We start from the raw sequence: 12993 nt of genomic DNA on the forward strand, positions 1-12993 counted from the left end.
GAATTAGGAGATTTCATCATCTAAGAGCACTTAGATGGATGATACGAGGTTGAGTGACCTCATATGAAAAAAGAAAAGTTTTAGGATAATTCTATTGTATGTCTTGCTAGACATAAAGTCAATATATTTGACTGACAAAATCAGAAAAAATTTTCTTTAAGCAAATACTCTTGGTCTTTTTTTACAGTCGAGTTGACATGAGCCACCTTAATCATCGTTTTGTGAAACTAGATGATGTCTAAAAGCATAGACTACTGCTTGAGTACGATCATCTACGTTGAGTTTACCCAAGATATTCGAAACGTGCGTTTTGACAGTCTTCAACGAAATAAAGAGTTCATTAGCAATGGTTTGATTGTCATAGCCTTTAGCCAAAAGCGCCAAGATATCACGTTCACGTGCTGTCAAGTCATCGTGTAAATCCGGATGACTATCGTGGTACTTAATCTTATTGTCTACCTCAGTCTCGATAGCTTCCTCACCACGGTAAACCTTACGGATACTATTGAGAATTTCTGCCGCACTGCTAGTTTTGAGCATGTAACCTTTAGCACCCGCTTCAATGACCGGATAAATTTTTTCATTGTCCAAATAACTGGTCAAAACCAAAATTTTAGCTTCAGGCCATTCTTTGAGCAATTCTAAAGTGGCTTGTACGCCATCTAACTCAGGCATGACAAGGTCCATTACAACCACATCTGGACGTAATTCCAAAGACAGGTCGACACCTTCACGGCCATTACCTGCCTCTCCAACCACTTCTACGTCTCCTTGAAGATTCAAGAAACTCTTGAGGCCCAAACGGACCATTTCATGGTCATCGACCAAAATCACACTTATCTTATTCGACATTATTTTCTCCTCTCAATATTGGCACACGAACATCAATGGAGGTTCCTTTACCTTTAGCAGATAGGAACTGTACGGTTCCAGCCATTTCATCGACACGTTCTTGGATATTTTTCAATCCGTAACTCATTTCGTCAGTCGAGGCATTCAAATCATAACCAACACCATTATCCAGCATTTTCAACTGAATCTCCTGACTATTTTGGTAGAGATAAACCTCTATTTGACTAGCCTTGGCGTGTTTTAGGGTATTAGAGATAAACTCTTGGGCAATCCTAAAGAGATTATTTTCAATCCGCTTAGGCACTTTCTTAACCATATCCTTGTAAATCACACGAATATTGGATTTATCGGTTAGCTCCTTAAGAATCATCTGCAAACCTTCTTGCAAGGTCTTGTTTTCAAGCTCAGTCGGGCGAAGATGCAAGAGTAAAACACGCATGTCATTCTGAGCGTCAGTAAGCATGGCTTCCACCGCCTGTATCTGATTATGGAGGTCCTCCTTAGTCAGCTGATCCACCATTTGAGAGACCCCAGACAGAATCATACTAGCCGCAAAGAGTTCCTGACTCACCGTATCATGAAGATCACGAGCAATACGACCTCGCTCCTTCTTGATAATATCACGGCTTTGAAGGGCCTGAGCATTCTCAGTCTTTTGCAGGTCTTCAGTCAATTTGCGCATCTTATGAGACAGGCGCATCATATTCTTGTCTAACTCAATATCTCCCTGGCGCTTAACAGATTGGTTATTGATAATCCGACGCAAATCCTGATTGACCGACCGCATACTATTATCATTAGCAATAGCCCACAGGATATAGAGCAGAATGAGCAAACTCAGAACCACAAAGAACATGTTAAAAAGAAAGTGAAACGCTTGGGAAAGACTGCCAAAAACCAATGAAAAATTGAGATTGAAACTGTCCATCACAACCAAGGTGACACCGACCAGGACAACAACCGAGTAAATAAGGATTAAAAATAGGTACTGTTTCTTCATTTGCGACGTACCTCCACTGGCCCGGCTCCCACATTGAGAATCAATTTGACTGTTCTATAGGCATGCTCATACTCCGCACCTTGCAAGGTCAAACTTTCATAACGAAGGTCATATTCATCTTCATTGAAGAAGGTAACAGAGCTATAAATAGCAGAAATGTTAAGTTTAACAGAGACATCAATGGGCACCAAGACCGTTGTTGGCCCATACAGTTTCTGAAGAATCACAACATTGTCTCTACCTGAAACAATAACCTGAGTCAAATCAATCACATCTGTCCCAAAGAAACGGATAATATTGATGTCATCAAAATCATAGCGATCACTCACTGGCTCCATACGGGTCCCAATCCACTGATTTCGCACAGCCCGAGGATCTAAATCGTCTTCTTTGAACTTGATGAGGGCATAGCGATTCTTTTTCTTAACCTGTGAAAAATGGTTAATCATGACATAGGCTACACCCACCAAGATAGCAAGTACCACATAGACATTCCACATGGAAACCAAAAAAAGTGAAATTAAACTAATGGTCAAGACAAAATCACTCTTAGACTCTTTATTAAAGAAACGGATAGCCAAGAGAGTCAAGACTAAAATAAAAATAAAACTGGTAATATCATTGTTAAAGATAGTGATTAACCCTAAAGTCAAAAGTAAGGCTTCCACTACCAAGAAAAATTAAATTTGGTCATAAGGACCTCTCACATAAAAGTATACAGGCTTCATTCTATCAAATTTTAGGCCAATTGACAAAAAGTGTAGAAAAAGAGAGGTCTCACAACCTCTCTTTGATATTAATTCTGTTGAGACTTTCCTTAGATAAAGACAAACGTCAGCGAAACCCTTTGGAGTCTCATGACTACAATCATGAAGCTTCCGAACGTCTGAAACTCTAAAGTTCAGGCATAGTTATCGTAGTCAAAAGTCTCGGTTTATGCTTGCTTCGTTCGCATACATAAAACCATTCCTATCTTTTCAGAGCGTCTCAATGACAAGCAGTCTATTGTTGTTCTGTGTGGGTAGCTTCTGTAGATGTTTCTGTACTTGAAGATGTACTTTCAGTGCTTGAGCTGGTAGATGACGAATGAGTCGTACTTGTTGAGCTTGATTGAAGACTTGAACTTGCTGTTGTGATAGAAACGTAGAGAATCACCGTACCATCAACGGCAGTACCAACTTGTGGATCTTGATAAAGAACTTCAGTACTACTAGGAACCTTATCCTTATCCAACTTGGCGCCTGTATTATAGTCGTGATATTCAATATTACTACTTGAAATATCTTTACGGTTCAAGGTCTGCACTGCTGTTGAAACTGTCAAGCCTGTTACATCAGGCATAGTGATGGTCTTAGGTGTTGCCACACGGAACTTGATCTTAGCCTTAGAATCTTTAGGATTAAAGGTCTTATTCTTACCAGGGCTCTGTGACAAGATTTCACCTTCATCGGCACTATCATCTTCGACATTTTGAATATCAATTTGATCTTCAGATACCCCATAATTTGAGGTTAAGTCTTTGACAGCATCCTTGTAGTTTTTGCCCTTGTAATCTTTCAGAGTGAATCCTTTGTCGCCGGAAGAAACATAGACATCAATGCTTGTTCCTTCTTTACGAGTCGTTCCAGCTGTAGGATCTGTCTTGATAACCTTGCCCTTGTCGACAGAATCATCCTCGACTTCTTTGACATCACCGACCTTAAAGCCTGCACTTTCAAGTTTCGTCTGAGCCGTTGACAACTCTTGTCCGACCACATTAGGCACCTGAACATTATCAGGATTGGTAAATACCAAATAGGCAAAGATGATAATACCAATAAAGACCAGTCCTAGGAAAACCTTGAGCAAGGTTGAGAAGAAGTTTTTCTTCTTTTTCTTCTTAGCTGGTGTCGTTTTTTTCCTTGGTTGTTTACTTGGAGCAGGTGTAGGCTCTGATGGCTCAGTAGCAACGGCTTTTTTCTCAAGACTTGCTGATGGAACTGGATCAACCTTCGGCAAGGTCTTGGTATCCGTCATATCATCAAAGACTACCTTGGCATCGCGTCGATGACTAGGATGCAAACTCGTTACCAAGTCACGGCTCATTTCCAAAGTACTATTGTAACGATTTTCTAGTTTTTTGGCTGTTGCTCGAATAACCACGTTTTCCAAAGCTTGGGGAACGTTACGGTTCTCTGCCAAAATCGATGGTAGTGGTTTTTGGAAATGTTGGAGTGCAATGGTTACTGCACTATCGCCATCATAAGGAATATGACCTGTCAACATTTCAAAAAGCATAATACCCATAGCATAGATGTCACTTTGGATAGTCGCTTTAGATCCACGAGCCTGCTCTGGTGACAGGTAGTGGACAGAACCCAACATAGAGTTGGTTTGAGTTAGACTAGTCTCTGCAAAGGCAACCGCAATTCCGAAGTCTGTGACCTTGGCTGTACCGTCCTTAGTTAAAAGAACGTTTTGTGGCTTAAGGTCACGGTGGATAATGCCCTTTTGATGGGCAAGAGTCATGGCGGAAAGGACCTCCCCCATGATACGCACAACATCTTGGTTAGAAAGTGGCGCATGGTCTTGAATGTATTTCTTCAAGTCCGAACCGTCCACATACTCCATCACCAAGAACTGCTGGCCGTCTTCTTCGCCAATATCTCGGATAGCAACGATATTAGGATGACTGAGTTCTGCCATGGCACGCGCTTCACGTTGGAAACGGGCCACAGCCACCTGATCAGTTTGGTAATTGGTACGAAGCACCTTAATGGCCACTTCTTCATTATCCAGAATCAGGTCATTAGCCAGATAAACATCCGCCATACCACCACGTCCGATAGATTTAAGGATTCGATAACGTCCAGCAAACAATTTGCCAACTTGGATCATTATCCTTCCTCACTTTCTATCTTAATGAGAGCAACGGTAATATTATCAAGACCACCTGCCTCATTGGCTGCAGCTACCAAACGACTCGTTTTTTCTTCGACGAAACCAGGGCTATTGACAATATGTACAATCTGTTCAACTGAAATCATATTGGTCAAACCATCTGAATTGGCCAAAATATAGTCTCCTGGTTCCAATTGTTGGACACCAAGGTCAGCCTCAATCGGAGCAGCTTGCCCAATAGATTGCGTAATGATATTACGTTGTGGGTGAACCGCTGCTTCTTCTTCAGTCAACTGACCAGCCTTGATAAGAGCATTGACCAAAGAGTGGTCGTTCGTCAATTGCTTATACTCACCATTACGGATAAGGGCAATACGTGAATCCCCGACATGGGCGAAAATCACAGCATTATCAACAAAGGCAAGAACCTCGATAGTTGTTCCCATTCCCTTATATTCTTCGTTTTGGCCAAGCTCATAGATTTTACGATTTTCTGCATCAATAGCAGCAATCATCCAATCACGAATTTGACTCAACTCACGAAAATCAGTGTTAATCCAGTCACGACCAAGGTCAGTTACTGACATCTCACTGGCAATATTTCCAGCACGGTGTCCACCCATTCCGTCTGCAACAACGACAAGGGTAACACCAGCTTGGTTGACAAATTTATTAACAAAATCTTGGTTGTTTGACCGTTTTTGGCCAATGTCCGTTAATAATGATATTTCCATAGTTTTCTTTCTGACTTGCGTCAGCATTTCCTCCTCTGTAACCCTAAGCTTTTTTACGCAACTGTGCGATGAAAAAACCATCAGTTAAATACTGTTCGGGGGTAATTGCCAAACAGCCATTGACCACGATGTCTTTACATGGATGGTCTAAGGCAACTTGCTCAAAATCAGGATGGCTCTCAAGAAAGGCTTGAATCACCTCTTGATTTTCTTCTGCTATGATGGTGCAAGTACTATATGTTATTATACCACCTTTTCGTAGGGTTTGACAAACGCTGGATAGGATATCCAACTGCACAGCCTTAAGGGACTCAAAGTCTTGGAGGTCCTTGTTATATTTGATATCAGGTTTCCGACGAATAAGTCCAATCCCTGAACAAGGAGCATCCACTAAAATCTTGTCAAAACTATCAGCCGGAAAGACTTGATGTACCTGACTAGCATCCAGTTTCTGTGTCTTAACCTTATCAGCTAGACCAAGACGTTGGGCATTTTCTTCGATAAGGGCAAGCTTATGATCATAGAGGTCAAGCGCCGTCACATGTCCACTCGTCAAATAAGAGGCCATATGAACCGTCTTACCACCAGGTGCCGCACAGGCATCCAGGATTTCTTCCTCGCCTTGAATCCCTAAAGTTGGTGCAACCAGTTGACTAGTCTCATCCTGAATGGTCAATAAGCCCTCTTTAAAATACTCTGTCCCAGCAAAGTAACCTGAAGACTTAACAAGCCCGACTGGTGATAGGACTGAACGATCAGCCCCAGTGGTCTCCGCTATCTCTTTCAAACGTGACGCATCCGTTACACGGACACTAGCCTTATTTCTCACAAAGAGACTTTGGAAAATAGCAAGGGCACGGTCTTCCCCGTACTGGTCGATAAGTTTTTTAACCAACCATACAGGTAGAGAATACTGAACGGAATAACGTTTATTGACACGTTTGATTGTGCTTGGATCTGGCAAAGGCTGACTAGATAGTTTACGAAGAACCGCATTGACCAGCTTCTCAGCTCCCTTTTTATTGCCACGATTTTTAGCAATAGAAACGGCATCATTAACCACCGCATGGGCTGGAATCTTATCTAAATAGGCCAACTGATAGAGGCTCAAAAGTAATAAGTCATAGACCCAAGGTTCAAGCTTGTCACGGTCCTTGATGACATGGGCTAGGATCCACTCCAACGTAATCTTACGAGCCACGGTCCCATAGACAATTTCCGTCACCAAGGCCTTGTCCTTATCTGTCAGATGCGACTTGCTCAGATGGGCATTGAGAGCAATATTTGAGTAAGCTCCTTCCTGGAAGACTTCTTCTAAGACTTCAAGTGCCTGTCCACGGGCTGTTTTTTTCCAATCATTGGCCAAATGCATCACCTACTTCAAGATTGCGTCCGACCCCATTAAGGAAATCAGTAATAGCCATACGAGGCTTTCCTGCAGGCTGAACTGTCTTAAGTGAAATGGCTCCCTGACCAGTAGCAACGACCAAGCTCTTCTTGGTTTTTTCAATGATATGACCAGCCTGTCCTTGACCTTCTACCAAGTCTGCTTCATAAATCTTGAAACGTTTGCCATCAAGCAAAGTATGGGCCACAGGCCATGGGTACATACCTCGGATTTGATTGAAGATGTCACGTGCTGACTTGTTCCAATCAAGGCGTTCTTCTTCTGGGCTAATGTTTGGTGAAAAGGTTACCTGACTGGCATCTTGAGGAACAGGTTTAACTTCTCCTGCAATATAGGCAGGCAAGGTCTCGAGCAAAAGGTCACGACCCAAGACGGCCAATTTTTCAAACATGGTACCAACATTATCCTCGTCAAGAATTGGCAAGGCCTTTTGGCTAACCATGTCACCAGCGTCCATCTCCTTGACCATTTCCATAATTGTCACACCTGCTTCTGCGTCACCATTGATAATGGCATAGTGAATCGGTGCCCCACCACGGTATTTTGGCAAGAGAGAAGCGTGAACATTCACCGCAAAATCCATGCTATTAAGCAACTTGCTTGGCAAAAATTGTCCATAAGCCGCAGTCACAATCCCATCAGCACCTAGTGCCATTACTTGAGCCATCTCTTCTGAACCCGACAATTTTTCAGGTTGATAAATAGGCAAATCATGCGCCAAGGCCACTTCCTTAACTGGTGTCATGCGGATTTCTTTTTTACGGCCGACAGCACGGTCTGGCTGTGTGACAACAGCGACAATTTCGTAACGCTCATCTGTCAAAATTCCTTCCAGCACTGTCGCTGAAAATGCAGGCGTTCCCATAAATACTAATTTTGTCATATTTTTCCTTTTCTAGATTAAGTAAAACTCTGAGGTTCGTGATCAATAATCAGACGCAGGTCCTTATTTTCAGGTTCCTGGGTCATATCAAGGACCCCATTAAGCGTCTCTTCCAAGTTATCTTCAAAACGGTATTTGATAATAATCTGATAATGATAAAGGTTATGTGTTCGAGCAATAGGCTTAGGCGTTGGTCCCAGAAAAGTCACCATGTCCGACAAGTGCTCTTTCAAATAAGCCATAACCTCATAGCTCTTGCGGACTACAAACTCTTCATCCTTGTGAGAAAGCGTGATTCCTACCGTATAGAAATAGGGCGGGTAGGCCAGCTGGTGGCGAATCCCCATCTCATAGGCATAAAAACCTTCGTAATCCTGTTGCTGGGCAAACCGAATGGCATAATGGCTAGGATTATAGGTCTGAATAATAACCTCCCCTTCCTTGTCCGCACGACCAGCACGACCAGCCACCTGAGTCAAGAGTTGGAAGGTACGCTCAGCCGAACGAAAATCCGGTAAATTCAAGGACGTATCCGCATTCAAGACCCCTACCAAGGTAACATTTGGAAAATCCAAACCCTTGGCAATCATTTGGGTCCCAAGCAAAATGTCAGCCTTACCACTTCCAAAAGCCTCCAAGAGTTTCTCGTGAGCCCCTTTTTTACGTGTCGTATCAACATCCATCCGAATCACTCTGGCTTCAGGCAAGAGTTCTGTCAACTGGTCATAAGCTTTCTGTGTTCCAGTCCCATAATAGCGAATCTGACGACTCTGACAGTTAGGGCAGACGTGTGGTATTGCTTTTTGAAAATCACAATAGTGACAATTCATGGTCTTGGTATCCATGTGCAAGGTCAATGAAATATCACAGTTGGGACAATCATCCACATAGCCACAGTCACGACACATGACAAAAGAGGAATACCCACGACGGTTCAACATTAATACGACTTGTTCCTTACGTGCCAAGCGTTCTCTGATTTTTTCCAAAAGAGGTGGCGTAAAATCACTCGCCTCTTGACGGCCCACAAAATCCTTAAAATCCACCACTTCTACCTGCGGAATTTTAGCCTTAGGATTGGCCCTCTCCGTCAACTCAAGAAAATGGTAAACCCCTTTCTGAGCCCTCGCTCGTGTCTCAATAGAAGGCGTCGCTGAGCCAAGGACAAGAATAGCGCCATGACTCTTAGCCCTAAGCAAGGCCACATCTCTAGCATGGTAGCGAGGATTGGACTCTTGTTTGTAAGTAGCCTCATGTTCCTCATCAATAATGATTGCTCCGATATTGTCCAAGGGAGCAAAGATAGCCGAACGTGCCCCTACAACAACTTTGGCTTGACCAGACCTAACCTTACGCCACTCATCAAATTTTTCACCGTCTGACAAGCCTGAATGCATAATGGCTACCAAGTCTCCAAAACGAGAGATGAAACGATTAGTCATTTGGGGTGTCAGGGAAATCTCTGGAACCAAGACAATGGCTGTTTTCCCCATGGCCAAGGTCCGCTCAATAAGATGAAGATAGACTTCCGTCTTACCCGAACCCGTCACTCCTTCCAACAAGAACGGTTTGCCACCACGACCAATCTGACCTGTCATGACTTCAACAGCATGCGCCTGTTGCGCATTAAGCTCCAGAAAATCTGTCCTTGCTACCTTTTCAAAGTAGCTATCGGCACGATTGACCTCAACCTCAGTGATGACCAAAGCTCCAGCTTCAATGAAAAACTTAACCACATCTCGAGAAAACAATTTATAGAGGGCAGCCAACTTCCCAGATTCACTTTTTCCTAGCAAGAAGTCCCTTAACTCTAACCGTTTCTTGGCTCGTTGCGAAATGTCCAAAGTCTCTAAAATGCCCTTTTGAACACTATAATGCTTCTCCGTTTTTATATTTTGCTTATCCTTGGCAATGTAATCAACCGTTACGCAACCAGATTGCACCAGACGAGGAATAGCTTGACCTTGTTTCTCTGATAATTGGGAGAAAAGAATGTGGTCTCGCCCCTGAAGAAAAGTGACCCTCTCCTCTTCACTCAGCTTATCAGTCGCCATGATAACTTTGTCATACTGAGAATTAAGAAGACCTGGAAGCATAGACTTCAAGATGGAAATCTTATAGGAAAAAACCGTGTGTCGCATTTGGTCAGCCAGGTCCAGCTGATCCTGATTTAGGACCGGTTCATAATCCAAAAGCTCCGCAATAGGCTTCAACTCTGGAAGATTGTCTCCATTTTCCTGCTCTTCCAAACCAAGGATAAAGCCTTGCAAAAGACGATTTCCCTTACCAAAAGGGACATGAACCCGCATACCGATGGCAATTTGACCTTGCATTGATTCGGGTACAAGGTAACTATAAGGCCTGTCCGTCTGCATCAGAGGAACATCTACAATTATTTGTGCAACTAAAACCATATATCTCCTCCCATCACTGCCTTAAGACCAGTATTTTGTAGTGCTCAGGACCTCCTGAGTTGGATTATCATCATAAAGAAGGAAGCTGAGGCACTATGCCTCAGCTCCCCCTGTCCTCATAAACCAAAGCTAGACTTTGATTTTAGATTTTATCGCCTTCTTCTTTTTCTTTAGCGATTTGTTCTTTGATTTTACGTTCTTCTTCCTCAGCAGCTAGACGTGCTTGGATAACTTTCAAACGTGCCAATTCACGTTTACCTTCTGGATCTGGGTGGATTGTGACATTTCCAGATTCAATTTCTTCAAGGGCTTGAAGCGTAGATTTGACAGCTGAAAATTCTTGAGTTGGTTCGGCACCAGCTGCCAATTCATGAGCACGTTTGGCTTGCAAAATAACCAATGAATATTTTGAAGGTACTTTATCCAAAAGCTTATCAATAGAGGGTTTCAACATCATAATTCTATACCTATTTCTAATTTATTTATCTGATAATTTCTTTTCTGAAATCATATTACGATAGCGGCCAATCACACGATCTACTCGGAAATGTTCTGCTTCAATGACACGTTTGACACGTTCAGCAGCCAAAGGCACCTCGTCATTGACGATAGCATAATCGTACTCGCTCATAAGAGCAATCTCTTCACGGGCACGCTCAATACGTTTAGCAATCACTTCCTCAGAATCTGTTCCACGACCAACCAAACGTTCTTGAAGTTCGTTCAAATCTGGTGGTGTTAAAAAGATAAAGACAGCATCTGGAACTTTTTTCTTAACCTGGAGGGCTCCTTGTACCTCGATTTCAAGAAACACATCAATGCCCTTATCCAAGGTCTCATTAACATAAGTCAATGGTGTTCCATAGTAGTTACCAACATACTCAGCATATTCCAACATTTGGCCGTTGCGAATAAGCTCCTCAAATTCCTCACGAGAACGGAAGAAATAATCCTTTCCATCAACCTCACCAGGACGCTGGGCACGTGTAGTCATTGAGACTGAGTATTCAAATTTGTGGTCAGGTGTTGAAAAAATTTCCTGACGGACAGTTCCTTTTCCGACACCAGAAGGCCCTGAAAAAACAATTAAAAGTCCACGATCAGACATGTCTTCTCCTTAAACTAAGATTAAAAATCTCTTTAAACTTGCCGTAAAAACAGAAAAGCAGATGCTCATTTCTACAGCTTGGGGGTTGTTGATTGATTCCGTGACAGCTCACTCACCGGAGCATGCCTTTTACCTTACTATTCTACCAATAAAAGCGACTTTTTTCAAGGTGAGGGAACCATTAAAAAAGTGAATCCTATTTTCCTAGCACTCACTCTTTTATTCTTATCTTTTAAACCAAGCCAGTCAAGAGACCTTGCATAAATTCTTCCGAATGGAATTCACCAATATCATCAATTTTTTCACCAAAACCAATCAATTTTACTGGGATATCCAATTCTTGGCGGATGGCTAGAACTACCCCACCCTTGGCACTACCGTCCAATTTAGTCAAGATAAGACCAGTCAAGGGTGTGATTTTTGAAAATTCCTTAGCCTGACTAAGCGCATTTTGACCTGTTGAAGCATCCAAAGCCAAGAGGGTTTCATGAGGAGCTTCTGGGACCACACGTTTGATAATACGGCCAATCTTTTCAAGCTCTGCCATGAGGTTGTCTTTATTTTGCAAGCGACCTGCTGTATCAATCATGAGAACATCAACGTCCTCAGCAAGAGCCTTTTCCATACCATCAAAGACTACTGAAGCAGGGTCAGCCTTCTCAGCGCCAGTCACCACTGGAACATCTACACGACGCCCCCACTCGACCAACTGGGCAACAGCCCCTGCACGGAAGGTATCAGCAGCAACCAGCATGACTTTTTTACCTTCTTGTTTGTATTTGTGTGCCAACTTACCGATAGATGTCGTCTTACCTACACCATTGACCCCAACAAAAAGCATAACAGTCAAGCCATCCTGAAAGTTAATTTGCTCATTGTAAACATCGTCCTTCTCATAGATATCCACAAGCTTTTCGATAATCAAGCGTTGCAAATCCTCAGTCTTTTTGACATTTTCAAGGCGAGCTTCATAGCGTAAGTCTTCCGTTAATTGTGTCGCAACATTGACCCCAACGTCAGAGAGAATTAGCATTTCTTCCAATTCTTCGAAAAACTCTTCATCAACACGACGGAAATTAGCGAAAAATTCATTCAGACGGGCAGCAAAACCAGTACGGGTCTTTTTGAGTGTTCGATCATACTTTTCTTGTTCTGTTTCTACTTGAGAAGGAGCAACTTCTTCAGGTTTTTCCTCAACTTGACGGGTTTGAACCGCTTCAAAAGTAACTGTCTCACCTTTTTCGGCAGCAGCAGCTACTTGTGCTTTCTTGGCATAATAGTCAGCCATGACATCAGCAAAATGGTTATCCACAGCAGCTTGACTTTCTTCAGGCTCTTGACCTACTTCTGACTCACTAGAAGCAATACTATCCTCAGAAAAATCTTCAACCGTTTCTTCTTCAGATACTTCTTCGCTGCTCACGTCTACAGCGTCAGCCACTTCATCAACAGATTCTGTGGATAAAGCTTCTTCTGGATTTTCTGACTGACTTACCTGCTCAGTTTGACTCTCACTAGCTGACTCGCTTGTTGATAAATCTTGATGATCCAGGAACTCGACTTCTGAGTCAAAGTTTTGCAAGTCTTGATTGTCAAGAGACTCTGTTTCTGAAATGTCATCTGTTAAATCATTGCTGGCAACAGTTTCTGCAGCTTCCTGTGACTGTTCGTTTTTCTGTCCAAATAATCGATCAAATAGACCCATTTGGTTCTC

Annotated in this window: 11 protein-coding genes; all 11 read right to left on the bottom strand. The window is 42.7% G+C overall.

Annotated features, from left to right (window positions below; genetic code table 11):
- Positions 1-207: 207 nt before the first annotated feature.
- The gene (locus HSISS3_RS08100) at positions 208-852 is read right to left on the bottom strand and encodes a response regulator transcription factor (RefSeq protein WP_002889370.1); all 645 of its coding nucleotides are present in this window, start codon (positions 850-852) and stop codon (positions 208-210) included.
- Positions 842-1852 carry a sensor histidine kinase gene (locus tag HSISS3_RS08105; protein ID WP_002889372.1) on the bottom strand — a complete coding sequence of 337 codons (1011 nt, stop codon included), beginning with the start codon at positions 1850-1852 and terminating at the stop codon, positions 842-844. Before HSISS3_RS08105 ends, HSISS3_RS08100 begins: the two co-directional genes overlap by 11 nt.
- Positions 1849-2526 (bottom strand): cell wall-active antibiotics response protein LiaF, encoded by a 678-nt coding sequence (gene liaF / locus HSISS3_RS08110; RefSeq protein WP_042767094.1) that lies wholly within the window; start codon positions 2524-2526, stop codon positions 1849-1851. Before liaF ends, HSISS3_RS08105 begins: the two co-directional genes overlap by 4 nt.
- A 328-nt stretch (positions 2527-2854) precedes the next feature.
- Positions 2855-4729, bottom strand: coding sequence for a Stk1 family PASTA domain-containing Ser/Thr kinase (gene pknB / locus HSISS3_RS08115; protein ID WP_021152336.1), 1875 nt, complete (start codon positions 4727-4729; stop codon positions 2855-2857).
- The gene (locus tag HSISS3_RS08120) at positions 4729-5466 is read right to left on the bottom strand and encodes a Stp1/IreP family PP2C-type Ser/Thr phosphatase (protein WP_037603112.1); all 738 of its coding nucleotides are present in this window, start codon (positions 5464-5466) and stop codon (positions 4729-4731) included. The genes pknB and HSISS3_RS08120 overlap by 1 nt, the downstream gene beginning before the upstream one ends.
- Before the next feature lie 43 nt (positions 5467-5509).
- On the bottom strand, positions 5510-6832 hold the full coding sequence (rsmB, locus tag HSISS3_RS08125) for a 16S rRNA (cytosine(967)-C(5))-methyltransferase RsmB (RefSeq protein WP_021152338.1): 1323 nt from the start codon (positions 6830-6832) through the stop codon (positions 5510-5512).
- The gene (gene fmt, locus HSISS3_RS08130) at positions 6822-7757 is read right to left on the bottom strand and encodes a methionyl-tRNA formyltransferase (protein WP_021152339.1); all 936 of its coding nucleotides are present in this window, start codon (positions 7755-7757) and stop codon (positions 6822-6824) included. Before fmt ends, rsmB begins: the two co-directional genes overlap by 11 nt.
- Before the next feature lie 17 nt (positions 7758-7774).
- Positions 7775-10171 (bottom strand): primosomal protein N', encoded by a 2397-nt coding sequence (locus HSISS3_RS08135; RefSeq protein ID WP_021152340.1) that lies wholly within the window; start codon positions 10169-10171, stop codon positions 7775-7777.
- 142 nt (positions 10172-10313) lie between these two features.
- Positions 10314-10628: a DNA-directed RNA polymerase subunit omega gene (gene rpoZ, locus HSISS3_RS08140; protein WP_002889391.1), complete on the bottom strand. Its 315-nt coding sequence runs from the start codon at positions 10626-10628 to the stop codon at positions 10314-10316.
- A gap of 21 nt (positions 10629-10649) precedes the next feature.
- Positions 10650-11279 (bottom strand): guanylate kinase, encoded by a 630-nt coding sequence (gene gmk, locus HSISS3_RS08145; protein ID WP_008535152.1) that lies wholly within the window; start codon positions 11277-11279, stop codon positions 10650-10652.
- 232 nt (positions 11280-11511) lie between these two features.
- Positions 11512-12984: a signal recognition particle-docking protein FtsY gene (ftsY, locus tag HSISS3_RS08150; RefSeq protein WP_021152342.1), complete on the bottom strand. Its 1473-nt coding sequence runs from the start codon at positions 12982-12984 to the stop codon at positions 11512-11514.
- Positions 12985-12993: the final 9 nt, after the last annotated feature.

Source organism: Streptococcus sp. HSISS3, assembly GCF_000448605.1.
Classification (GTDB): domain Bacteria; phylum Bacillota; class Bacilli; order Lactobacillales; family Streptococcaceae; genus Streptococcus; species Streptococcus raffinosi.